Origin of the sequence: Streptomyces sp. NBC_01296 (genome assembly GCF_035984415.1) — a bacterium.
GTDB lineage: Bacteria > Actinomycetota > Actinomycetes > Streptomycetales > Streptomycetaceae > Streptomyces.
Map to the genome: position 1 here is coordinate 3,913,672 of NZ_CP130720.1, position 22,087 is coordinate 3,935,758.

23 protein-coding genes are annotated in these 22,087 nt (G+C 71.7%); 13 read left to right on the forward strand and 10 right to left on the reverse strand.

Annotated elements, in window-relative coordinates; genetic code table 11:
• Positions 1-124: 124 nt before the first annotated feature.
• Positions 125-988, reverse strand: coding sequence for a menaquinone biosynthetic enzyme MqnA/MqnD family protein (locus OG299_RS17460; RefSeq protein ID WP_266626611.1), 864 nt, complete (start codon positions 986-988; stop codon positions 125-127).
• A 237-nt stretch (positions 989-1,225) separates the two neighbouring features.
• On the opposite strand from OG299_RS17460, the gene OG299_RS17465 reads away from it, so the two are divergent.
• Positions 1,226-1,429, forward strand: a complete 204-nt coding sequence (locus tag OG299_RS17465) for a cold-shock protein (protein WP_030162033.1) — start codon at positions 1,226-1,228, stop codon at positions 1,427-1,429.
• 236 nt (positions 1,430-1,665) lie between these two features.
• Here OG299_RS17465 and OG299_RS17470 read toward each other — a convergent pair whose 3' ends face one another.
• Entirely contained in the window at positions 1,666-3,390 is a 1,725-nt protein-coding gene (locus tag OG299_RS17470) for a lytic transglycosylase domain-containing protein (RefSeq protein ID WP_327361946.1), read from the reverse strand.
• A gap of 290 nt (positions 3,391-3,680) precedes the next feature.
• Between OG299_RS17470 and OG299_RS17475 the strand changes: the two genes are divergently transcribed.
• Positions 3,681-4,076 carry a hypothetical protein gene (locus tag OG299_RS17475; protein ID WP_266626615.1) on the forward strand — a complete coding sequence of 132 codons (396 nt, stop codon included), beginning with the start codon at positions 3,681-3,683 and terminating at the stop codon, positions 4,074-4,076.
• A gap of 1 nt (position 4,077) precedes the next feature.
• On the opposite strand, the gene OG299_RS17480 is transcribed toward OG299_RS17475, so the two are convergent.
• Positions 4,078-4,521 carry a MarR family winged helix-turn-helix transcriptional regulator gene (locus OG299_RS17480; protein ID WP_266626617.1) on the reverse strand — a complete coding sequence of 148 codons (444 nt, stop codon included), beginning with the start codon at positions 4,519-4,521 and terminating at the stop codon, positions 4,078-4,080.
• A gap of 71 nt (positions 4,522-4,592) precedes the next feature.
• On the opposite strand from OG299_RS17480, the gene OG299_RS17485 reads away from it, so the two are divergent.
• From OG299_RS17485 to OG299_RS17500, 4 genes are all read left to right on the forward strand, one after another.
• The gene (locus OG299_RS17485; RefSeq protein ID WP_266626619.1) at positions 4,593-5,003 is read left to right on the forward strand and encodes a VOC family protein; all 411 of its coding nucleotides are present in this window, start codon (positions 4,593-4,595) and stop codon (positions 5,001-5,003) included.
• A gap of 47 nt (positions 5,004-5,050) precedes the next feature.
• A complete protein-coding gene (locus OG299_RS17490; RefSeq protein ID WP_266626621.1) occupies positions 5,051-5,530 on the forward strand; it encodes an SRPBCC family protein in 480 nt (159 codons plus the stop codon).
• A 256-nt stretch (positions 5,531-5,786) separates the two neighbouring features.
• The gene (locus OG299_RS17495; RefSeq protein ID WP_266626624.1) at positions 5,787-6,260 is read left to right on the forward strand and encodes a carboxymuconolactone decarboxylase family protein; all 474 of its coding nucleotides are present in this window, start codon (positions 5,787-5,789) and stop codon (positions 6,258-6,260) included.
• Between the two features lie 192 nt (positions 6,261-6,452).
• A complete protein-coding gene (locus OG299_RS17500) occupies positions 6,453-7,163 on the forward strand; it encodes an LppU/SCO3897 family protein (RefSeq protein WP_327361947.1) in 711 nt (236 codons plus the stop codon).
• Here the strand turns inward: OG299_RS17500 and OG299_RS17505 are convergent.
• Together OG299_RS17505 and OG299_RS17510 are read right to left on the reverse strand one after the other, a co-directional pair.
• On the reverse strand, positions 7,140-7,862 hold the full coding sequence (locus tag OG299_RS17505; RefSeq protein ID WP_266626626.1) for an alpha/beta fold hydrolase: 723 nt from the start codon (positions 7,860-7,862) through the stop codon (positions 7,140-7,142). The genes OG299_RS17500 and OG299_RS17505 overlap by 24 nt on opposite strands.
• A gap of 50 nt (positions 7,863-7,912) precedes the next feature.
• A complete protein-coding gene (locus OG299_RS17510) occupies positions 7,913-9,775 on the reverse strand; it encodes an AMP-dependent synthetase/ligase (RefSeq protein ID WP_327361948.1) in 1,863 nt (620 codons plus the stop codon).
• 135 nt (positions 9,776-9,910) lie between these two features.
• On the opposite strand from OG299_RS17510, the gene OG299_RS17515 reads away from it, so the two are divergent.
• Positions 9,911-10,927 (forward strand): AraC family transcriptional regulator, encoded by a 1,017-nt coding sequence (locus OG299_RS17515; RefSeq protein ID WP_327361949.1) that lies wholly within the window; start codon positions 9,911-9,913, stop codon positions 10,925-10,927.
• 18 nt (positions 10,928-10,945) lie between these two features.
• Here the strand turns inward: OG299_RS17515 and OG299_RS42755 are convergent, their stop codons facing one another.
• The gene (locus tag OG299_RS42755) at positions 10,946-11,272 is read right to left on the reverse strand and encodes a hypothetical protein (protein WP_442817593.1); all 327 of its coding nucleotides are present in this window, start codon (positions 11,270-11,272) and stop codon (positions 10,946-10,948) included.
• Positions 11,273-11,379: 107 nt separating this feature from the next.
• Here OG299_RS42755 and OG299_RS17520 point away from each other — a divergent pair, with 107 nt between their 5' ends.
• Positions 11,380-12,567 (forward strand): lipase family protein, encoded by a 1,188-nt coding sequence (locus OG299_RS17520; protein ID WP_327361950.1) that lies wholly within the window; start codon positions 11,380-11,382, stop codon positions 12,565-12,567.
• Positions 12,568-12,620: 53 nt separating this feature from the next.
• Here OG299_RS17520 and OG299_RS17525 read toward each other — a convergent pair whose 3' ends face one another.
• A complete protein-coding gene (locus tag OG299_RS17525) occupies positions 12,621-13,052 on the reverse strand; it encodes a MarR family winged helix-turn-helix transcriptional regulator (RefSeq protein ID WP_266626632.1) in 432 nt (143 codons plus the stop codon).
• Positions 13,053-13,177: 125 nt separating this feature from the next.
• Here OG299_RS17525 and OG299_RS17530 point away from each other — a divergent pair, with 125 nt between their 5' ends.
• Complete coding sequence (locus OG299_RS17530) at positions 13,178-13,603, forward strand: GlcG/HbpS family heme-binding protein (RefSeq protein WP_266626634.1); 426 nt, start codon at positions 13,178-13,180, stop codon at positions 13,601-13,603.
• Positions 13,604-13,742: 139 nt separating this feature from the next.
• Here OG299_RS17530 and OG299_RS17535 read toward each other — a convergent pair whose 3' ends face one another.
• Positions 13,743-15,614: an AMP-dependent synthetase/ligase gene (locus OG299_RS17535; RefSeq protein ID WP_327361951.1), complete on the reverse strand. Its 1,872-nt coding sequence runs from the start codon at positions 15,612-15,614 to the stop codon at positions 13,743-13,745.
• 223 nt (positions 15,615-15,837) lie between these two features.
• On the opposite strand from OG299_RS17535, the gene OG299_RS17540 reads away from it, so the two are divergent.
• The gene (locus OG299_RS17540) at positions 15,838-16,302 is read left to right on the forward strand and encodes a PH domain-containing protein (RefSeq protein WP_327361952.1); all 465 of its coding nucleotides are present in this window, start codon (positions 15,838-15,840) and stop codon (positions 16,300-16,302) included.
• A 99-nt stretch (positions 16,303-16,401) separates the two neighbouring features.
• Positions 16,402-19,278, forward strand: coding sequence for a hypothetical protein (locus OG299_RS17545; RefSeq protein WP_327361953.1), 2,877 nt, complete (start codon positions 16,402-16,404; stop codon positions 19,276-19,278).
• Positions 19,279-19,349: 71 nt separating this feature from the next.
• On the opposite strand, the gene OG299_RS17550 is transcribed toward OG299_RS17545, so the two are convergent.
• Complete coding sequence (locus OG299_RS17550) at positions 19,350-20,093, reverse strand: helix-turn-helix domain-containing protein (RefSeq protein WP_323179035.1); 744 nt, start codon at positions 20,091-20,093, stop codon at positions 19,350-19,352.
• Between the two features lie 317 nt (positions 20,094-20,410).
• Complete coding sequence (locus OG299_RS17555; RefSeq protein ID WP_327361954.1) at positions 20,411-20,824, reverse strand: ATP-binding protein; 414 nt, start codon at positions 20,822-20,824, stop codon at positions 20,411-20,413.
• Positions 20,825-20,980: 156 nt separating this feature from the next.
• On the opposite strand from OG299_RS17555, the gene OG299_RS17560 reads away from it, so the two are divergent.
• Both OG299_RS17560 and OG299_RS17565 read left to right on the forward strand, forming a co-directional pair.
• Complete coding sequence (locus tag OG299_RS17560; protein WP_327361956.1) at positions 20,981-21,841, forward strand: helix-turn-helix domain-containing protein; 861 nt, start codon at positions 20,981-20,983, stop codon at positions 21,839-21,841.
• Positions 21,838-22,086: a DUF397 domain-containing protein gene (locus OG299_RS17565; protein ID WP_327361957.1), complete on the forward strand. Its 249-nt coding sequence runs from the start codon at positions 21,838-21,840 to the stop codon at positions 22,084-22,086. Before OG299_RS17560 ends, OG299_RS17565 begins: the two co-directional genes overlap by 4 nt.
• Position 22,087: the final 1 nt, after the last annotated feature.

Below are 22,087 nucleotides of genomic sequence, written 5' to 3' on the forward strand. Positions count from 1 at the left end.
GGAAGCGGGCGGAAAAGTGAAAAGAGGAGGAATTCCCGGGAAACGGCATATCCCCACTACCGGAACCCGGTCTACCGCCCGGTAATTCGATCGGCAGAAGGGGCCGGAAGCGAGCCGGAAGTGATCAGAGGAGGGCGCCGTCCCCGCTCAGCAGCTCCACCGCGACATCCGCGGGATAGCCCGTGGTCGGTCCCGTGCGACGCGCGAATTCCCTTACACCGGCCAACTGTTCGGGTCCGAAGCGGAAGTCGAGCGTGGTGAAGTACCGCTGGAGCAGATCGGCGTCGAAGGCCTCCCAGCGGGCCGCCTGCTCGGCGACCTTGGCGACCTCTTCCAGGGAGAGGTCGCGGGAGTCGAGGAAGGCCTCGTGGACCTGGCGTACGACGACCGGCTCGCGGGCGAGGTAGTCCTTGCGGGCGGCCCAGACGGCGAAGACGAACGGCAGTCCGGTCCACTCCTTCCACATCAGCCCCAGGTCGTGCACCTCGAGGCCGAGCCGGGGCGCATCGTGCAGCGAGGCGCGCAGAGCGGCGTCGCCGATCAGCACCGCCGCGTCGGCCTCCTGCATCATCAGCCCCAGGTCGGGCGGGCAGGTGTAGTAGTCCGGCTGGACCCCGTACCGCTCGGAAAGCAGCAGCTGGGCGAGGCGTACGGACGTGCGGGAGGTCGAGCCGAGGGCGACCCGGGCCCCGTCCAGTTGCTCCAGCGGCACCTGCGAAACGATCACGCAGGACATGACCGGGCCGTCGCAGCCGACCGCGAGATCGGGGAACGCGACGAGTTGGTCGGCGTTGCGGAGGAACTCCACGAGGGTGATCGGACCCATGTCCAAGTCCCCCTGGACGAGTCGCTCACTGAGCTTCTCGGGGGTGTCCTTGGTCAGCTCCAGGTCCAGCAGCGTGCCGGTTCTGGCCAGTCCCCAGTAGAGGGGAAGGCAGTTCAGGAACTGAATGTGGCCGACGCGGGGCCGGCTGCGATAGACGTCCACATCGCGAGACTAGCCCCCGGGTCTCCGTCAGCCTTCGGGCGGCCCTCAAACGTCCGGGTGACGTGATCCTTCCCTCTGGTCTCCGCCACAGGGTGCGTGCTAGGCTCGTCGCAAGTTGCAGTTTGGTTTCCCTTGCAGTACGAGGCCTGCGGAGAATGTGACCCGCAGGCTTTTGTAGTTTTCAGACTTCTTAGCAGGTTCTGGAGCAGGGCGACCCTTTGGCCCATAGGAGGGCTCATGGCTACCGGAACCGTGAAGTGGTTCAACGCTGAAAAGGGCTTCGGCTTCATCGCCCAGGACGGCGGCGGCCCGGATGTCTTCGTCCACTACTCCGCGATCAACGCCTCTGGCTTCCGCTCCCTCGAGGAGAACCAGATGGTGAACTTCGACGTCACGCAGGGTCCGAAGGGCCCGCAGGCGGAGAACGTCACCCCGGCCTAGTCGCCTGGGCCAACCAAATCGCGGTTGGATAGCAGTACCCAAGGAGCCCTGCCTCCTCCGTTCCGACGGAGGTCGCGGGGCTCCTGCCTTTGTGCGAACGCCGCAGCCCTCCCGGGTGGGGGGACGGGGCAAACGCCGACCGCCCCGGTCACCGTTGCACGGTGACCGGGGCGGTCGGCGTTTGCGGGCGGGCCCGCGAGCCCGGCCTGCGGGAAGCGGTCCCGGAGGCCCGGTCGTTACTGCTTGGCGGCCGGCGTGGCCGGGGGCGTCGTCGGAGGCGTCGTGGGAGGCGTCGTCGGAGGCGTCGTCGGGGCCGCCGTGATCTTCAGGTCCAGGATCAGGACCACGTTGTCCTTCGTGATCAGGCGGAGGTGGTACGTGCCCGGGGCGACGTCCGTGGTGAACAGCTCCGGCAGCGCGATCTTGCCGTCCGCGCCGGTCGGGGCCAGCAGCAGGCTGGTCACCTTCGCGCCGCTCTTGTCCTTGAACCACGGGCCCTTGGCCTTCGCCGGGTCCACCGGGACCCACGCGCCGTCCTGATTCTGCTCGACCAGCCCGGCGGTGACCTGCGCGCCCTCCACCGGCTTGTCCTTGGCGGTGGCCGTGACCTGCACGCCCGTGAAGCTGGTCCCCGCCACGACCTCCAGCGGCTTCGCCGCATCGGCGTCGGTGCGGGTCAACTTGTCCGCGACCGGGGCCGGCTTCGCCGTGACGGTGCCGGTGAAGTTCACGGTGAGCTGGGACTCGGTGTTGTAGGCCGCCACCCGCAGGTTGAACCCGCCCGCCTTGGTCCCGGCCTTCAGGCCGGGCAGGGCCGCGATGCCCTCGGCGTCGGTCTCGACCACGAGGAAGGTCTTGCCCTCGGTGCCGATGAAGCTGCCCGTGGTGTCGTCCTTGAGCTCGAACAGGATGGGCTTCGCGGCGGCCGGCTTGCCGTCGCTGAGCACCGCCTTGATCCGCGGGACCGCGGTGAACGCGGACCCGGCCTCGGCCTTGAGCTCCGGGCTGCCGAGCAGCTCCAGCTTGGCCAGGGTCGGGGCGGGCGTGGGCTTCTGAGGCTCGGCCGGCTTCGACGGCGTGGGCGTCGGGGTCGGCGTCGGCGTGGGCTTCGGCGTCTGGCCGCTCGGAGTGCTCGGCTTCGTCTGCGACGGCGTGGGCAGCGTCGTCGTGGGCGGCGTCGGGTAGTTCCCGACGGGCGGGTTCGGCACCCCGGCGGCACCGTTCTGGTACTGGTGCATGTACCCGACCACGGTGTTCACGTACTCGCGGGAGTTGTTGTAGCTGAGGATCGCCCGGTCGAGCTGCGCCTGGTCCGAGAGGTTCCGGTCGCCGGCGCACAGGTAGAGGCCCGCGCCCAGCGCCGCGTCGTAGATGTTGTTCGGGTCGCGCTTGGAGTCGCCGTTGCCGTCGGCGCCCCACGTGGCCCAGGTGGAGGGGATGAACTGCAGCGGGCCGACGGCGCGGTCGTAGACGGCGTCCCCGTCGAACTCGCCCTTGTCGGTGTCCTTGATCTCGGCGAAGCCGTTGCCGTCGAGGCGGGGGCCGCGGATCGGCTTCTCGGTGTAGCCGTCGGCCTTGAGCCCGTAGCCGGAGGCGTGCACGGACTCGACCCGGCCTATGCCGGCGAGCAGTTGCCACGGCAGCTTGCACCCGGGGAGCGCGGCGGCGACGGAGACCTCGGCGCGGCGGTACGCGTCGAGGGCGGTCGCGGGAATGCCGCTGGCTCCCTCTCCCCCGGTGCCGACGGGCGGTACGGCCGGGTCGGCGAGCGGGTCGGGCAGATCGAGGCGGGCGTCGCCGCGGTCGGTGGCCTGGGGGCTGTCCGGGGTGGGCTCGGACTCGCCCGCGTCTGCGGTGGGCGTGTTGGTCACCACGGCGGCGGTCGTCAGGCTGGCCGCGAGCGCGGCGGTGCACAGGACCTTGCGCGAGGTGTTGACGAGGTGACGGTGAAGCGGCTTCACAGTGCGGCGATCCCCCCAAGGCGGCCGACAAGGTATACGGCGGGTCGAGCCGTGGATATCCACTGTCTATCAGGTATTCGGATACGACTCGCCGCTGCCCGGGTAGATGTGACACACCATTCGTCTCGGCTTCACCGGGTCCTCACGACCGAACGAACAAAGGATCCGAGCTCACGCCGGAAACACCCCAACATGCGGCAGTATGACCGTTCTTGGCTCGCGCGCGTGCGGCGCCACGCGTGAAGGAAGTGATCCGGACACCCTGCCGTACTCGGCTAGATTCGACACCCATGACTGCTGAGGCGTACGAGATAACCTTCCGCGAACGGGCGGAGCGCAAGCGGACCCTGGGGGTCTTCCTTTTCATCGCGGCCGGAGGCATCTGGCTCTGGCTCGCCTACCAGCTGTTCGCCCCCTTCAGCCTCAGCTACGGCTCGAGCAGTAGCAAGACGTGCGCCTCCCGCGTCTTCTACGACGAGGGCGACTCCGGGAAGCGCAGCTACGCCGCCGTCGAGGGCGACCGCTGCGCGGCCGCACGGGACTCGGCCGACCTGCTCGGCATGCTCATGGTCTCGCTCCCGCTCGCGGCCGTCGGCGTCTTCCAGTACACCTCGGGCAGCGTCAGCCTGGCCATGCGCCGCCACGCCGAGGAACTGGCCGTGCTCCGGGCCCTGCCCAAGTCCTGAGTCACCGGCTCGCCGCGTGCGTGTGCACGCGCAGCAGCAGCGCGTGCAGGGTGGCCTGTTCGGCCTCGTCGAGAGGGGCCAGCAGGTCGTCGCGGACCGCCGCGACCTCCGCGGTCAGCTCGCCCAGGAGCCGCCGGCCCGGCGTGCTGATGCTCGCCAGGACCCGGCGGCGGTCGGCCGTGTCCCGCTCCCGGTCGACGTATCCGGCCCGGGCGAGTCCGTCGAGCACCTTGACCACGTCGCTCGGGTGCACCTCGAGCCGCTCGGCGAGATCGCGCTGCGGCTGCGGCCCGTGATCGGCGAGGGCGGCGAGCACGGCCATGTCCCACAGCCGCAGACCGCGTGCGGCGACCCGGTCGCCGACGAGGGCGCGGGCCTCCTTGCCCACCGTGGAGAGCAAGTAGGGGGTGAGGGCGGTCAGTCGGGGCGTCGAGGGGGCAACCATGGCCATATTGTAGGGTGACACCAATCATTGGTGTCACCCTACTGATTGCGCGTGAACGGAGCCCCAGCCCCATGGATGCCCTGCACACCCGCCTGCTCGTCGCCCGCTTCGGCGACGCCTTCCGCTTCTACGACGCCCTGCTCCCCGCCCTGCTCGGCGCGACGCGCACACGGGGCGGCGCCGAGGGCCCGTACGCCTCGTGGGACGTGGACGGCCAAGGCGTGCTCGCACTGTTCGACCGCGCGGCGATGGCCGCCACGACGACGGCGCTGCCCGGCGCCGCCGGGGGACCTGCCGGTCCCGATGACCGCACGATGCTCGTCAGCCGCGTCCCGGACGTGGACGCCGCCTACGCCGCCTGCCTGGCCCGCGGCGCCACCCCGGCCGGCCCGCCGGCCGACCGCCCGGAGTGGGGCCCGACCCTGCGCAGCGCCCATGTCCGCGACCCCGAGGGGAATCTGTGGGAGCTCCAGTCGTACTGAGCGTCGCACCCGGGTGCCGGGCCCCGCGCTCACTACGGTGAGGTGCCATGACCGACACCGACCCGATCCGCGTCCCCGACCTGACGGAGCGCCCCCACCGGCTGACCGTCGAGCGCGCGATGATCGCCTCCGAGCACACCCTGTACGCGGCGTGGACCGAGGAGTTCGACCGCTGGTTCGCCGCGCCGGGCTCGGTGGTGATGCGGCCCGAGGTGAACGCGCCGTTCTTCTTCGAAACGGAGTTCGCCAGGGAGCCGGGGGCTGCGCGGACGAGACATCCCCACTACGGGCGCTTCCTGCGCCTGGTCCCCGACCGGCTGGTGGAGCTGACCTGGGTGACGGGCCGGGCCGGCACGGCCGGCGCCGAGACGGTGGTCACCGTCGAGCTCAGCCCCCACCCGATCGGCACAACGCTCCACCTCACACACGCCGGGTTCTACGACGAGGCCGCCCGCGACGCCCACGAGTCGGCCTGGCACGAGATCCTGGCGAACCAGGACGAGGTCCTCACCGGCCCTGTTTCGTAGGCGGGGTTGCGGTGGGCGGGGTTGCGGTGGGCGGGGTCCGCGTACTCGGCGTCGGAGGGTGTCCGGGGGTTTCCCGGCAGTCCACTGTCCTTCCGTGTCGCGCCGGCCCCTCAAGGGCGCTCCTCCGTCGCCGAGCCGACAGACCCCCTAACCGAGTGAGACGCGCGTCACACCCGGCCGCGTCGTCGAGCTGTCACATCCGCCCGGGCTGTTCCGTCAGAGCTGTGTAACGGTCCGATACGGCAAGGAGATCACGATGGAAGCTCGGCTCAACTTCTTCGGCAACGCCGTCGCCGCCAAGTTCGCGCGGTACATCAACTCGGCAGGCAAGGTCATCTCGGACTCGACCCTGCCGGCCTCGACGCAGGAGCTGGTGAAGCTGCGGGCCAGCCAGATCAACGGCTGCGGCTTCTGCACCGACATGCACTTCAAGGACGCCGTGCACGCCGGGGAGACCGCCGTGCGGCTCAACCTGGTCGCGGCCTGGCGTGAGGCGACGGTGTTCACCGACGCCGAGCGGGCAGCCCTGGAGCTGACGGAGCAGGGCACGCGCATCGCCGATGCGGCCGGCGGTGTCACGGACGAGGCCTGGGCGGACGCCGCCAAGTACTACGACGAGGACCAGATGGCCGCCCTGGTCTCCCTCATCGCCCTGATCAACGCCTACAACCGGATGAACGTGATCGTCCAGCAGCCGGCCGGCGACTACCAGCCGGGCCAGTTCGGCTGATCACGCACGAGCACGGCCCGGCCGCTGCCGCCCGCCGCCCCTGATCGCCACACCAGGGACAGCGGGCGGACAGCGGCACGGAGGTGGCGGCGGCGAGAACCGTCCCGGCGGAACGACTGCGTCCCAACGCGCATGTCCCCCACACTTCATGAGGGTTCATCAGACAGCCGCCCCCTACCCGTGGAGCAGCCGGTGGAGTCTCAGGAGATCCCGATCACCATCACCCCGCAGCAGGCCGCCCACGGTGTGATTCTGACCGTGACGCTCGCGACCGGCGCGGCCCGGCTCAGGATTCCGCCCTCCCGGAACGGCGATCTCGTGCGGGCCCGGCTCGGCGAGGACGAGGTGCTGCTGCGCATCCGGGTCGCCCCGGGGCCCGCACCCGGCCCCGCACCCACGCCCGGACCCACACCCACACCCGCCTCGAGCTCGCGGGGGTGCCTCGTGGCACTCGGAATCGTCGTCGCCATCGTCATCGGCGCGATCCTGCTGAACAGCGGGGACGACGACAAGGGCGGCACCGCCGCCCCGCGGCCCACGCCCTCGTACAGCTCCTGGTCGCCGGCCCCGGCCCCGCCCCCGGTGAACGGCTCGAGCGATCCGCTCGCCTCGCCCTCCGAGGAGCCGGCCCCCAGCCCGTTCGACCGGGGCACCTGCCTCAACGGGACCCTTCCCGACTCCACGACCCCGACGAAGGTCAGCGGTGTGGAGGAGGTCTCCTGCTCGGCGTCCGACGCGCACTACAAGGTGATCGAGAGCATCCCGCTGACGTCGGAGCTGGACCGCTGCAACAGCAATCCGAAGACCCAGTACGCGTTCTCGTACCGCTACAGCCGGGGCGGGGTCACCATCAACCAGTACGTGTACTGCCTGGCCGGCCTAGGCTCGTACGCCCGCGACTGAAGCCCCGACCGCCACCCCCAGCAGCACCTGTGCCAGTTCCGCCGGCTGCGAGAACATCGGCCAGTGGCCCGTCGGCATCCGTACCAGGCTCCACCGCTCGCCCTTCAGGAGCGCGGCCACCTCCGGGCCCGGGTCCTCGCCGTCCAGCAGGCACTTCACGTACACCGCCGGGAGCTCGGACAGCGGGGCCGCGAGCTCCGCCGGTTCCGTCAGCGTGGCGCCGGGGTGCGGGGTCGCGCCCGCCACTATGCGGGCGATCTGCTCCGCGTCCAGGCCCTGGCCCGCGCAGTCGGCCGCGGTCAGCGGCGGCCAGAAGCCGTCGTGGGCGGTGATCGCGGCCTCGACCATCGCCCGGCCGTCCGGCCAGCCCGATACGAACGACCCGCCGTCCACCGGGACGTTGGCGTCCACGAACACCACCCGGGCCAGCCGGTCGCCGATCCGCTCGGCCGCCTGCCCGACCGGGATGCCCGCGTAGCTGTGGCCGACCAGGACCACCTCGCGGAGGTCGAGGCGCTCGACCTCCGCCACGATGTCCCTGACGTGCGTCTGCTGTCCGGCCGGTACGCCCTGCCGCTCGGCCAGGCCGGACAGCGTCAGCGGGTGGGCGTCGTGCCCCGCCGCGCGCAGCTGCGCGGCCACCTCCTCCCACGCCCACGAGCCGAGCCATGCACCTGCCACCAGTACGTAGTTCGCCATGGCGGCACGGTAGCGGGCCCCTCCGACATTCCTCCCTCAGCCAGTCCCCCTCAGCCAGCCCGCCCTGGGTCGCGGCGGTCGGGCCCGTCCCCGTACAGCGCGTCGATCTGCGCCGCGTACCGCTCCGCCACCGCCGTGCGGCGGAGTTTCAGGGTCGGGGTCAACGTGCCCGCCTCGATGGTGAAGTCCTCGGGCAGGACGTGGAAGGCGCGGATGCGGGCAGGCCGGGAGACCGTGGCGTTGGCCGCCGTCACCGCCTCCTCGACCAGGGCGCGGACCGCCGGGTGGGCGGCCGCGGCGGGCAGGTCCAGGGCGAGGCCGTCGAGGCCGCCGATGCCCTCGACGGCCCCGACGGCCCCGACGGCCTCGGCGCCCTCCTGCCGCGCCCACGCCGCGATCTCCTCCGCGTCCAGGGTGATCAGGGCGACCGGGTGGGGCCGGTGGTCGCCGATCAGGACCGCCCGCGACACGTACCGGGAGCGCTGGACGGCGAACTCGACCTCCGTCGGGGTGATGTTCTTCCCCGAGGAGGTGATGATCAGCTCCTTCTTGCGGCCCGTGATCGACAGGAACCCGTCGGCGTCCAGCTCCCCCAGGTCCCCGGTGTGCAGCCAGCCCTGCGCGTCCAGCGCCTGCGCCGTCGCGGCCGGGTTCGCGTGGTAGCCCGGGAAGACCATCGGCCCCCGGGCCAGCACCTCGCCGTCCGCCGCGATGCGGACCTCGCAGCCCGCGATCGGCCGGCCCACCGTGCCGTGGCGGACGGCCGCCGGGTGGTTCAGGCTGATCACCCCGCCGGACTCGGTCATTCCGTAGCCCTCGTAGACCGCGATCCCGCAGGCCCGCAGGAGGTCCAGGGTCGCCGGGGCGATCGGCGCTCCCCCGGTCAGCGCCCAGTTCAGCCGGCCCCCGAAGGCGCCCCTGACCAGGGAGTACAGGTTCCTCTCCGCCTCCTCGTACGCCGCCCGCGCGGACTCGGGCAGCCGGCCCTCCGCCGCCAGCACCCCGAGCCGCACCGCCTCCCGGAAGCGCTCGGCACCGCCCTCCCGGGACTCCGCCAGGGACAGCACCACCGAGTGGACCTTCTCGAACAGGCGCGGTACGGACGGGAGATGGGTGGGCCGCGCCTCGGCGAGCTCGGACAGCACGTCCTCGATCCGGCCGCCGAAGTAGCACAGCTCACCGCCCTGCAGCAGCGTCGTGAACTGGATCAGCTGTGCCAGCAGGTGCGCCAGCGGCAGGTACAGGTACGTGGAGTCGCCCGGTCCGCCGCGGGTCAGCGGGAGCGTCGCGTCCTGGATGGCGCCCAGGTTGCCGTGCGTGAGGCGGCAGCCCTTCGGCAGGCCCGTCGTCCCCGAGGTGTAGACGATCGACGCGTCGGCGCCCGGGGCCACCCGCCGGGCCCGCTCCAGGAGTTCCGCCTCCGGGGCGGGTTCGATCCCCCGCAACCCCGGCAACTCCTGCAGCTCCGACAGCCCCGACAGCCCCGTCAGCGCGTCCATCCGTACGGCCGCGCGCAGCGCCGGCAGCTTCGCCCGCAGCGCCTCCACCCGGTCCGCCTGCGCCGCGTCGTCGCAGACCACGAGCACCGCCTCCGAGTCCGCCAGGACCCAGGCCAGCTCCTGGTCCCCCGCCGTCGGGTACACCGGTACGAGGACGGCGCCCGCCGCCAGGATCCCGAAGTGGGTGTACGTCCACGCCGGCCGGGTCTCGGCCAGGACCGCCACCCGCTCCCCCGGCGCGACCCCCAGCCCGAGCAGCGCCCGCCCGGTCTGCCGGACGCGGGCGCGCAGTTCGGCGTACGTGACGGTCGTCCAGCCCCCGTCCCGTCTGAACCGCAGGGCGGTCTCGCCGCCGTACCGCTCCCCCGTCCACTCCGTGAACACCGCCAGCGTCTCCGGTCGCACAGCGTCCATCGCCCTCGCCTCCCTGGGGGTACGTCCGAGGTACGTACGCACGAAAAGACGCTAGGCAGGCCCGCATGCCCCGCGACATGACCGGAAGCGTCACCCCCGCTGACCCCAGCGCTCATCGGGGCTACCGTCGGACCCATGGGAAGGCGGACGATCACCGTGCACCATGTGCGCGCCGTGCTCGCGGGGGCGGCGCGCAGCGGCATCGACACCGTGCCGCTGCTCCAGGAGGCGCAGATCCCGCCGCTGCTGCTCGGCGACGACCGGGCGCGGATCACGCCGGCGCAGTTCGCCCGGCTGTTCCGGGCGTTGTACCGGACGACGCAGGACGAGTTCCTGGGGCTGTCCGCGGTGCCGAGCCGCCCGGGCACGTTCGCGATGATGTGCTGCGCCTCGCTCGGCTGCCGGGACCTCGGCGCGGCCGTGGAGCGGGCCGCGACGTTCTACGGCCTCTTCCCGGGCGGCCCCGAGCTGGCCCTCGAAGTGAGCGGCGGCGAGGCGCGGTTCACCGTGCACAACGATTTCGCGCGGGACGAGGAGCGCTTCCTGACCGAGTGCGTGCTCGCCATCTGGCACCGGTTGAGCAGTTGGCTGATCGGGCGGCGCATCCCGCTCGCGTACGCCGCGTTCGCGTACCCTCCGCCGCCGCACGAGGCCGAGTACGCGATCCTCTTCGACTGTCCGGTCCGCTTCGGGGCGGACCGTACGGGCGCGGCCTTCGACGCGCACTGGCTGGCCGCACCGCTCGTACGGGACGAGGCCGCGCTGGACGCGATGCTGCGCCGGGCGCCCTTCGACCTGCTGTCGCGGCCGGAGTACGGGACGACGGTCGCGGAGCAGGTCCGCCGGGCCCTGACACGGCAGTTGCGCAGCTCTCCGCGGCTGCCGGCGCTGGGGGAGGTGGCGGCGCGGCTGGCGGTGTCCCCGGCGACGCTGCGGCGCCGGCTGCGGCAGGAGGGGACCTCGTTCCAGCAGCTGAAGGACCATGTGCGGCGGGACGCGGCGATAGCGGGGCTGGCGGAGAGCGGGGAGCCGATCGCGGAACTGGCGGCCCGGCTGGGCTTCTCGGAGGACACCGCCTTCCACCGCGCGTTCCGCCGCTGGACGGGGACGACGCCGGGCGCGTACCGGATCGCGTCCGGTGGTTGGCAGTGAACGGCCTGCGCCGGCCGCCTACGGGATGCCGGCGGTCGTCTCGCAGTTGACGGCCGCGTCGGCGGTGCCCGCCTCCCCGTCGCAGAAGTCGGTGTCCGCTCCGCCGTCGAGGAAGTCGTCGGCGGGGCCGGCGAAGATCGAGTCGTCGCCGGCCTGGCTGCGGAGCCGGTCCCGGCCGCCTGCCGTGCCGGCGGTCGCGTCCCCGTCGAAGTTGGAGTTGTCGCCGAAGAGGGTGTCGTCGCCGCCCCCGCCGTCGATCTGGTCGTTTCCGGCGCACCTTCTCCGCCGTACGGGGGCGGGAAGGGGCCGGACGGGGCCGGACGGGGCCGAACGGGCGTGTGCGATCCGGGGTCAGGAAAGGTGAGCTGCGCGGTCAGCGACGTGCCGACCGGTCGGTCACTACCTTCTCCTCACCTGCCCCCGCACGAGACGTTTCGTTGGGAGAGCCGCCCATGCGTTTGCGAACCCCCACCCGCAGGACCGCCGTCGCCACGGCCTTGGCCGCGCTGGCCTTCTCGGCCACCGGGATCCCCGCCGCGGCCACGGCCACCGCATCCGAAGCCGGAGCCGCAGCCGCAGCCGGCCGGCCCGGCGACATCGTCGACGTCGCCGCCTCGGCCTTCCATCCGCTGCCCGGCCAGCCGACCGACACCAAGGCGTGGAAGATCCGCTACCGCTCCACCACCGCCGACGGCGCCCCGAACACCGTCTCCGGCACCGTGATCGTCCCGCAGGACGGCCGGACGGGCCCGCGCCCGCTCGTCACGTACGCCGTCGGCACCGTCGGCATGGGCGACTCCTGCGCGCCGAGCAACAACCTCCCGTACGGCACAGCCATGGAGGCCAACCTGATCCAGCAGCTCACGCTGCGCGGCTGGGCCGTGGTCGTCACCGACTACGAGGGCCTCGGCACCCCGGGGGTCCACACCTACACCGTCGGCCCCTCGGCCGGCCGCGCCGTGCTCGATGCGGCGCGCGCCGCCGAGCGCCTCCCGGAGGCGGGCCTGGGGGCCGGCACCCCGGTCGGCATCATGGGCTACTCCCAGGGCGGCCAGGCCGGCAGCTGGGCCGCCGAGCTGCAGGGTTCGTACGCGCCCGAGCTGAAGGTGAAGGGCACGGCGACCGGCGGGGTCCCGGCCGACCTGATGAAGGTGGCCGAGTTCAACAACGGCTCGTACGGCTCCGGCCTCATCTTCATGGCGGCGGCCGGTCAGGACGCGGCGTTCCCCGAGCTCCGGCTCGACTCGTACCTCAACCCGGCGGGCAAGACCCTGGTCGCCGGCATGAAGGAGAGCTGCGTGGCGATCGACGCCATCGCCGGCTCCTTCAAGCGGATCTCCGACCTGACGACCCGCAACCCCCTCGAACAGCCGGACTGGCAGGCCCGGTTGAACCAGAGCAGGCTCGGGCGGACGGCCCCGGCCGCACCGGTGCTCCAGTACCACGCGCTCGGCGACGAGCTCATCCCGTACGCCGTCGGGCGGCAGCTGCGCTCCGAGTGGTGCACGAAGGGCGCGAACGTGGAGTGGGACACGATCTGGGTCGGGGAGCACGTCAGCGGTGTGATCACCCACTCCGTGGCGGCGGGCAACTGGCTGGCGGACCGCTTCGCGGACCGCCCGACCCACCCGAACTGCTGACGGACGGACCGGGAACGCCGAGACCCCAGGCCCCAGAGCCCAGGCCCCGGGACTCAGAGGCCTGGGGTCTCGGCGTTCCGGATGATCCGGGTGAGCAGATCCCGTACGGCGGCCGACTCGTCCTCGGACAGCCCCTCGGCGAGCCGGGCGTCGAGCTTCGCCACCAGCGCGTCGGCCTGGGCGAACACCTCCGTGCCGCGCTCGGTCATCCGGATCTCGATCAGCGTGCCGTGGATCGGGTGCGGGGTACGGGCGACCAGGCCGCGCGCCTCCAGCCGGCCGAGCAGGCTGTTCATCGTCTGCGGAGTCACCGAGAGCTTGCGCGCGAGCTCGGCGGCGTTGATCCCGGGGTTGTCGCTGAGCACGGCGAGCGCGCCCTGCTGCGCAGCGGTGATCCCCGCCTCGCGCACGGCGGCCTCCTTCGCGGCCTGGGTCACGCGCTCGGCCTGCTTGATGAAGACCAACAGTCGCTCGGAGTAATGCATGCGCCGAGTGTAGGAGACGGTCACCAGTTCCCGCCGAGATGACAGGCAGCTTGCGTACAGCTATTCGCATGCTGTTAGCTGCATGCATACGAACAATCCGCGGCCACCTCTGCAAGGAGCTCGACATGACTGCCGTCCGCACCCGCCCCGCCCTCAGCAACGACCTCGCACGCGCCATCGTCGACGCCGCCCTCGCCGCGGCCCGGGAGACGGAGCTGCGGTTCGCCATCGCGGTGGTCGACGAGTCCGGCCACCTCAGCGCGTTCGCCCGGATGGACGGCTCGGGCCTGATGACCATCCAGATCGCCCAGGACAAGGCCTACACGGCGGCCGCCTTCGGCCTGAGCACCACCGACTGGCACGAGTTCGTCCAGAACGACGCGCAGCTGTCGGCGGGCGCCCGGACCGGTATCGACCGCCTGGTCACCTTCGGCGGCGGTCTCCCGATCGTCGTGGCCGGCCAGCTCGTCGGCGGAATCGGCGTCTCCGGCGGCCACTGGTCGGACGATGTGAAGATCGCCGAGGCCGGCCTGACCGCCATCACCGAGTAGCCTCCGCCCCCGGAACGGGTCCGGGCAGAGCCCGGGAAACGGCGAAAGGGCGGGGCGGGGAGAAGCAGCGGCACCCCACCCCCACCCCCGCCCCCGCCCTCGGCCTCGGCAAGCCGCACCCGGCACGGGACCGGCAGGGTCAGGCCCTGCGGTACAGGTCCTCGATCTCCCGCTCGTGGTCCCGGGCGATGACCCCCCGCTTCAGCTTCAGCGACGGCGTCAACTGCCCCCGAGCCTCCGTGAACTCCCCCACCAGCACCGTGAACCGCCGGATCGACTCCGCCCGCGACACCAGCCGGTTCGCCTCGTCCACCGCCCGCTGGATGTCCGCCCGCAGTTCCTCGTCCCGTACCAGCTCCCTGGTCGGCACGCCCGTCTTCTTCCGCATCTGCCGCCAGTGCGCCAGCCCGTCGGGCTCCAGCGTGATGAGCGCCACGACGTACGGCCGGTTGTCGCCGATCACCATGCACTGGCCGACCAGCGGGTGCGCCCGCAGCCAGTCCTCGAGCGGGGCCGGGGCCACGTTCTTGCCGCCGGACGTGATGATCAGGTCCTTCTTCCGCCCGGTGATCGTCAGGTACCCCTCCCCGTCCAGCTCCCCGATGTCCCCGGTGGCGAGCCAGCCCCCGGCCCCCACGCCCCCGTGAGCGGCGGTGTTCCAGTACCCCGCGAACACGTGCCGGCCCCACAGCAGCACCTCACCGTCGTCCGCGATCCGCACCGCCGTGCCCGGCAGCGGCCACCCGACCGTCCCGAGCCTCGGCCTCAGCGGCGGCGTGACGGTGCTGGCCCCGGTCGTCTCCGTGAGCCCGTACCCCTCGAAGACCTCGATCCCGGCTCCGGTGTAGAACGCCGCGAGCCGCCGCCCGAGCGGCGAGCCGCCGCTCAGGATGTACCGCACGCGCCCGCCCAGCGCCGCCCGGATCCGCCGGTAGACGAGCGGGTCGTACAGCGCCCGCGCCGCCCGCAGGCTCACCCCCGGGGTCCGGCCCTCGACGATCTCCCCGTACCGCTGCGCGATCCGCGCCGCCCGGTCGAACGACGAGGCCCGGCCCATCCGTTCGGCCGTGGCCCGCGCGGTGTTGTAGACCTTCTCCAGCACGTACGGGATGGCCAGCAGGAACGTCGGCCGGAAGCCCGCGAGATCGGCGAGCAGGTCCTCGGTCTGGATGCTCGGCGCATGCCCGAGCTTCACCCGCGCCCGCATGCAGCCGACGGCCACCATCCGCCCGAACACGTGCGAGAGCGGCAGGAAGAGCAGCGTGGAGGCCGGGTCCGTGCTGACCGACTTGAAGACGGGATGCAGCAGCTCGACCGCGTTGTCCGCCTCTGCGAAGAAGTTGGCGTGCGTGATCACGCAGCCCTTGGGCTGCCCGGTGGTGCCGGACGTGTAGATGAGCGTGGCCACGGAGTCCGGCGTACGGACGGACCGGCGCGCGTGCACGACCGCGTCGGGCAGATCCTCGCCGGCCTTGACCAGCCGTGCCAGCGCGCCGGTGTCGAACTCCCACAGGTGCGCCAGCCAGGGCAGGTGGGCCCGCTCGGCGCTGACGATGCGGGCCTGCGCGGTGTCCTCGACGGCGCAGGCCACGGCGCCGGAGTCCTGGATGATCCAGCGGGCCTGGAGCGCGGAGGAGGTCGGGTAGATGGGTACGGTGACCAGCCCTGCGGCCCATCCGGCGAAGTCCAGCAGGGTCCACTCGTAGGTGGTCCGGGCCATGATCGCGAGCCGGTCGCCCTCGCGCAGCCCCTCGGCGATCAGCCCCTTGGCGACGGCCATGACCTCGGCCGCGAACTCGGCGGCGGTGACGTCCCGCCAGCTCCCGTCCCGCTCCTTGCGGGCGAGCACGACCTCGCCGGGGGCCTCGCGGGCGTTCTGGAACGGGATGTCCCCGAGCGACCCGCTCCCCGGCACGCCGGCCAGCGCGGGCACCTCCACCTGCCGCACCACCCCGTCGACGACGGTCAGCACGGGCGGTACCAGCTTGGGTTCGGCTCCCACGGCTTCCACGGCGCCCTCCTCGGCTCGACTCGGGGGTTACCGCCGGTAATCTATGCACCTCCACCCCAGCTGACCACCCCTCCGCCCACCCCGACCCGAACCCACCCGACACCTCCACACCACCCGCACCACCAGCAACAGCCGCTTCGCGACCCCGGAATTCCGAACAGCCCCCGGGGCAACGGCAGTTGCTGTCGGCATCTACAGTGGGCCGCCTGTGGGAGGGGTGGGTATGGGGGCACAGGATCTGCCGCGCGAGTACCGGGCCGGGGGGCGGAAGGCAGCCGTTGCCCTGACCGTCCTGGGGCTCATGACCCTCGGGTGGTTGGTGGAGGCGTGGACCGAGGAGCTCATCCCCTACTGGGCGAAGCTGCTGTCGAGCGCGGTGGCGCTGTTCGTCGCGGGGATCGTCGTCACCGTCCCGCGGTCCGGGACCTCGGCGGACCGCACCGGCCTCAAGGTCAAGGGGCCCCTGCGGACGCGCCGGCTGGCCTGGTCCGAGATCCAGGACATCGAGGCCCGGCCCGTCGGCGGCGCGTCCCTCGGCGAAGGACTGGTGCCGACCGTGGTCACGTACGCCCACCGGGCCGGCGGCCGACGCCTGACGCTCCTCCACCTCAACGACATGTACTACGACGTCGACCGCGAGGTCGGCGTCCTGCGCGCCGCCTGGACCGAGCTGCGCGACGCCGGCTGAAGGGCGTGCACGAGGCCGGTCCCCACCACGCCTCGACCTCGCACGGCTGTGCGACGATCACTCGTCGCACACCACCCTGGGGGGTTCATGCCAACGCTCATGCCATCGCCATCGGCGGCCGTAAGACGTCCGGTTTCCACCGCGCTGACGTGCCTGTTCGCCGTCCTCGCCGCACTTCTCCTGCCGCTGAGCGCCGCGCATGCCGCGCCGGTCGCTCAGGACTGCGTCGCCGTCGCCGAGGGGCGCTACGCAGGGACGTTCGCCACCGCCGGGCAGACGCACTGCCTGGAACTGCCGAGCCCCCAGGGCGCCCGGATCGCCGCCCTCACCTCGCTCGGCGGCGCGGGTGTGCCCGTCCAGGTCGAGGTGGTCGACAAGAACGGCACCGCCCAGTGCACCGCCGGGGAGCTCGACCGGGGCGGCTGCGCCCTCACCGGAACGGCACCGTTCCGTGCGCTGGTGCACGCCGACGACACCACCGAAACCGGACCGTACGGCGTCCACTTCGTCCGTACGGACCTGACCCAGAACGGCTGCCAGGTCCTGCCCGCCGGGAGCTTCGCCGACGACGCGGCGGCCGTGCGGCTGGAGACCGGCGACGGCGTCTTCTCGCACTGCCTGACCATCCCGGCCGATGCGCACTCCACCTCCGAGCTCCTCCGCATCCGCTACGGCGTACCGGACGACACGGACCTGTTCCCGCGTTACGAGCTCAGCGTGGTCGACACCGACGGCAACGGGCCGCCCTCGTGCTACGACCACCCCGCCCCGGGCCAGCAGCTGCGGACGGACGGCCTCACCAGCTGCTCCTTCACCGCCGGCAAGGCGTACACCGTGCTCCTGCGGGGCCAGGACGCCCCGCGCAGCCACACCCTGGACCGCCGGGACGTCACGGCCACGGCCCGGGGCTGCACCGTGTCCGCCGCGACGGCGATCGGCGCCCCGGCCACGACCGGAACGTCCGGCAAGGTCGGTACGTTGCGCTGCCACCGGATCACCACGGCCGCCGCCACGGACCGGCTGTACATCAACCCCCGGGACGCCCACGACGGCACGAACGTGCTGGTCATGGACAACAACGGCGGCATCGCCTGCCACCAGCGGACCTCGGCGTGCACCCCCACGGGCTCCACCGGCTACCAGGTGGTCACCCAGGTCCCGGAGGGCTACCACCTGCCCGCTGGCTACCGTCTCGACGCCTGGCGGATCGCCACGGCCGCCGGGCCCGCGCCCGAGTGCACCCGGGTCGGATCGGTCGCGTACGGGTACGGCCCGCTGACCGGCACGCTCTCCGAGCAGCACACCGGCGTGTGCGCTGTCCTGCCGAGCGTCTCGGGCGACCGGTTCAGGGCCGACATCACTTCCACCGCCACGGACGGGTCCCCCGGCCCGGAGCCCGCGCTCTACGACAACGCGGCGCGCAACCTCTGCACGGGCAACTCGTCCAACTCGTCCACGTACGACTGCCAGGGCACCGACCAGGGCCTGTTCGTCCTCTCGCTGCAGAACTGGGCCGACCATTCGGCCTACCGCGCGAATCTCGTCTGCACCAACGCGCCCTGCGGCTCGGAGGACGTGTCGGTCGGGACGGTCACGCCGGGCACTGCGCAGAGCGGTACGGTCGCCACCCTCACCGTGCAGGGCACCGCGCTGGGCATGGGCACCACCGTCCGGCTGACCGGCGGCCCGGCGCCGCTGACGGCGACGACCGTCTCGGTCTCCGACGACGGCCGGACGCTGAAGGCAAGCGTGGACCTGCGTACGGCTCCCGCAGGCAACTGGAACATCAGCGTCGTCGCGCTCGGCAGCGAGTACGCGCGCGGCACGCTGACGGTGACGGCGCCCCCGGTCTCCGGCCTGGGTACCTACAAGCCGATCACGCCCACCCGGCTCATGGACACCCGTAGTGGACTGGGCGTCCCCAAGGCGAAGGTCGGCCAGGGAGGCACCGCGACCCTGCAGGTCACGGGCACCGCGGGGATCCCGGCGGCGGGGGTGACGGCCGTCGTCCTGAACGTCACGGCGACCGACCCCACCGATGCCAGCTACGTCTCCGTCTACCCCGACGGCACGACCCGCACCAGCGCCTCCAACCTGAACGTCACCGCGGGCCAGACGATCCCGAACCTCGTCATCGTCCCCGTCGTCAACGGAAAGGTCAGCTTCTACAACAACGCAGGCGCCGTCGACCTCATCGCCGACATCGCCGGCTACTACACGACCGACGGCACCGGCTCCACCTACAAGCCGATCACACCCACCCGACTCATGGACACCCGCAGCGGACTCGGCGTCCCCAAGGCGAAGGTCGGCCAGGGCGGCACCGCAACCCTGCAAGTCACAGGCGCCGCCGGACTCCCCGCCGCAGGGGTGACGGCCGTCGTCCTGAACGTCACGGCCACCGACCCCACCGACGCCAGCTACGTCTCCGTCTACCCCAACGGCACGACCCGCACCAGCGCCTCCAACCTGAACGTCACCGCGGGCCAGACGATCCCGAACCTGGTCATCGTCCCCGTCGTCAACGGAAAGGTCAGCTTCTACAACAACGCAGGCGCCGTCGACCTCATCGCCGACATCGCCGGCTACTACACGACCGACGGCACCGGCTCCACGTACAAGCCGATCACCCCCACGCGGCTCATGGACACCCGCGAGGGACTCGGCGTACCGAAGGCGAAGGTGGGCCAAGGCGGAACAGTGACCCTGCAGGCCACGGGCACCGCGGGAATCCCGGCGGCGGGGGTGACGGCCGTCGTCCTGAACGTCACGGCCACCGATCCCACCACCGGCAGTTACGTCTCCGTCTACCCGAACGGGACGACCCGCACCAGCGCCTCGAACCTCAACTTCACCGCCGGGCAGACGATCCCGAACCTCGTGGTCGTCCCCGTCGTGAACGGAAAGGTCAGCTTCTACAACAACGCAGGATCCGTCGACCTCATCGCCGACGTCGCCGGCTACTACACGATGTAACGCAGGAGCACCTCCCCGTGCGTCGGCCCGCTGTTGGCCGACGCACGGCGGTCGCCCCGCCCGGGCCCGGCTCAGGCGGCCTCGCGCGCCTCGGGTGGAGGGCAGTCGCGGCAGCGGCCCGGGTGCGGGGCGCGGAAGGCGCGGTCGCAGCCGTCGCAGGTCTGGAACGGGTCCGGCCGTCTGACCGGCCGCGCCGCCGGGGCCGCCGGCAGGCGCGGCGGGAGCAGCGCCTCGAGCCGGTACGCGAGTACGGACGCGGGGCTGCGCATCGGCTCGGGAAGGTTCCCGGTCAGGGCCAGCCCCACGGCCTCGGGGTCCGCCCCGCGCTCCAGCCACGCCGAGACCTTGGGCGCGAGTCGCTGCACGTCGCGCTCGGCCAGCAGCAGGCGCGGGTCGTGGCGCCGTAGCCCGGCGAGCAGGTCCGCCGCACCGGGGTGCAGCTGCTGCCGCGGGGGCGAGGGCGCAGGCTCCGGCTCCGGGGCCTCCTCCGGCTCCGGCTCCGGCTCCGGTACGGGCGCCCGGTCCGGCGGCGGAGGGGGCGGAGGGGGTTCGTCGCCGCTGGTCAGCGGCTTGTTGTACGAGTACGTACGGGTCACCACCTGCCCGGTGTCCAGCCGCTCGCGCCGCCGTTCCAGGTAGCCGTGCCGCTCCAGCTCCCGCAGGGCGGCGCTGATCCTGATCTCGCCCTCCGTGAACCGTTCGGTCAGCGCCCTGATGCCGACCGGGGCGCCGTCGGGCAGCGACTGGATGTACGCCGCGACCCCGATCGCCGTCGCCGACAGCTCGCGGTGCTGGAGGAGGTGGTTGCCGACCACGGTGTAGCGACTGGCATGCCACGTGTTGACGTGGATGACACCGGATCGGGGGGTCCCGGGCTGAACTCGGGACGATGCGCGCGAGGGCGCGCTAGGGTGCTGGGGAGCCATGGGGAAGGTTGTGTCTTCCTGCTTGGTCAGGCCCTCGACCGGGATGCCAGTCCCGCCGGGGGCCGTCTCATGTCTGCGGTTGTCGGGGCGAGCATATGCCCGCCAACCGGCCCGAAATCCAGCCCAGTTGGCACAGTTCACCCGACCGAGCGACGGGGCCGGTGGGGTTGGGTCGGTTGGTTCTTTAACTCGGTTCTTTGGCTCTTTTATGTCCGGGCACGCCGGATCTCAGCGCCCCGCGACACGGCGGCGAGCGACACTTCCGCCCACACCACCTTGCAGGGAACCGGCCCTTCCCGTACGCCCCAACGCTCCGCGAGCGCTTCGACCAGTACGAGCCCCCGCCCCGCGTCGTGGATCTGCGGGATCCGGTCGCCCCGAGTGTCCGCCACCTCGATCAGCAGCGTTTCGGGGGTGACGGTGAGGGCGAGTTTGAAGTCCCGCCCGGGCACCCGCCCGTGGGTGATCGCGCTGGCGGAGAGCTCGGCGATGATCCGCCCCGGCACCTCCAAGGGCAGCCCCCAGGCCCGGAGTTGTTCGATGGCGAGCACGCGCCCGAGTCGAGCGCCGCGCGGGGTCGCGGACAGCTGGACGTGAAAGTCGACGAGTTGAGGAATCACGTCACTCAGCGTGGCCGTCCGTGCGTACCGTGGGAACCAACACCGCCCGTACGTCCCGCGTTTGTCCGGCGCTTGTCCAGTGCTGTCGCGGCTGTCCGGACCGACCCGACGGGTACGGGGCGCTGAGGACATCGGCTCGTCGGAAGTGGGCGCGCAATGAGCGTGGACAACAGTGACGGTACGGAAGAACCCGGCTGGGACGTAGACCCGGAGGACGAACAGGGCGTGGCGGTACTCGCCGCGCTGGCCCGCCAGCTCAAGACCTGGCGCGAGTCGGCGGGTATGCGGGCCGCCGAGTTCGGGGCCGCCATCCAGTACGGGGAGGACCTGGTACGCAAGGTCGAGGCGGGCAAGCGGATCCCCCGCCCCGAGTACCTCGACAGGGCTGATGAGGTCTTGGACGCGAGGGGAAAGATCTCGGCGATGAAGGCCGACCTGGAGCAGGTCCGCTACCCCAAGAAGGTCCGTGACCTGAAGAACAGGGAGGCCAAGGCCGTCGAGATCGGCACGTACAACAACCACAACATCTATGGCCTGCTGCAGACCGAGGAGTACACACGAGCCCTCTTTCGCACATGGCGACCGACCTACGCGCCGAACGAGATGGAGCGGATGGTGTCGGGTCGCATGGCACGGCAGTCGATCTTCGAGAGGTCACCCGCTCCCGCCCTCAGCTTCGTCCAGGAAGAGGTCACGCTTCGCCGTCCGATCGGAGGCACAATGGTGTTGCGCCGACAGCTCGAACACCTCTTGGAAGTGATCGAGTTGCCGAACATCGAGTTCCAGGTGATGCCGACCCTCCGCGAGGACCACGCCGGAATGCTAGGGCTGATCGAGCTACTGAAGTTCGGCGATGGTTCGGCGGTCGGCCGAGCGGAAGGGGCGTTCCACGGACGCCCGGTCTCTGATCCCAAACAGCTTCAGATCCTTGAGCTGCGCTATGGCATCATCCGAGCTCAGGCGCTCACGCCCCGAGAGTCGAGGGCCTTCATCGAGGAACTGCTGGGAGAAACATGATCCACCACCCCGAGCTGGACTGGTTCAAGAGCAGCTACAGCAGCAGCAGCGACGGCAACGACTGTGTCGAGGTCGCCTGGTTCAAGAGCAGCTACAGCGACAGCAGCGACATCAACGACTGCATCGAGGTGGCCAACACCCCCGGTGCGGTTCTGGTCCGGGACTCCAAGGACCTCCAGCGTGCCCACCTGACGGTCGGGCCCGACGCGTGGGCCGGGTTCGTGGCCCACGCGTCCGGTATCTGAC

Bases quoted from the DNA above. Each gene is read 5' to 3' on its own strand.
- OG299_RS17465 (WP_030162033.1), top strand. From the start codon at position 1,226: ATGGCTACCGGAACCGTGAAGTGGTTCAACGCTGAAAAGGGCTTCGGC.
- OG299_RS17475 (WP_266626615.1), top strand. From the start codon at position 3,681: ATGACTGCTGAGGCGTACGAGATAACCTTCCGCGAACGGGCGGAGCGC.
- OG299_RS17480 (WP_266626617.1), bottom strand. From the start codon at position 4,521: ATGGTTGCCCCCTCGACGCCCCGACTGACCGCCCTCACCCCCTACTTG.
- OG299_RS17485 (WP_266626619.1), top strand. From the start codon at position 4,593: ATGGATGCCCTGCACACCCGCCTGCTCGTCGCCCGCTTCGGCGACGCC.
- OG299_RS17490 (WP_266626621.1), top strand. From the start codon at position 5,051: ATGACCGACACCGACCCGATCCGCGTCCCCGACCTGACGGAGCGCCCC.
- OG299_RS17495 (WP_266626624.1), top strand. From the start codon at position 5,787: ATGGAAGCTCGGCTCAACTTCTTCGGCAACGCCGTCGCCGCCAAGTTC.
- OG299_RS17505 (WP_266626626.1), bottom strand. From the start codon at position 7,862: ATGGCGAACTACGTACTGGTGGCAGGTGCATGGCTCGGCTCGTGGGCG.
- OG299_RS17510 (WP_327361948.1), bottom strand. From the start codon at position 9,775: ATGGACGCTGTGCGACCGGAGACGCTGGCGGTGTTCACGGAGTGGACG.
- OG299_RS17515 (WP_327361949.1), top strand. From the start codon at position 9,911: ATGGGAAGGCGGACGATCACCGTGCACCATGTGCGCGCCGTGCTCGCG.
- OG299_RS17520 (WP_327361950.1), top strand. From the start codon at position 11,380: ATGCGTTTGCGAACCCCCACCCGCAGGACCGCCGTCGCCACGGCCTTG.
- OG299_RS17525 (WP_266626632.1), bottom strand. From the start codon at position 13,052: ATGCATTACTCCGAGCGACTGTTGGTCTTCATCAAGCAGGCCGAGCGC.
- OG299_RS17530 (WP_266626634.1), top strand. From the start codon at position 13,178: ATGACTGCCGTCCGCACCCGCCCCGCCCTCAGCAACGACCTCGCACGC.
- OG299_RS17540 (WP_327361952.1), top strand. From the start codon at position 15,838: ATGGGGGCACAGGATCTGCCGCGCGAGTACCGGGCCGGGGGGCGGAAG.
- OG299_RS17545 (WP_327361953.1), top strand. From the start codon at position 16,402: ATGCCATCGCCATCGGCGGCCGTAAGACGTCCGGTTTCCACCGCGCTG.
- OG299_RS17560 (WP_327361956.1), top strand. From the start codon at position 20,981: ATGAGCGTGGACAACAGTGACGGTACGGAAGAACCCGGCTGGGACGTA.
- OG299_RS17565 (WP_327361957.1), top strand. From the start codon at position 21,838: ATGATCCACCACCCCGAGCTGGACTGGTTCAAGAGCAGCTACAGCAGC.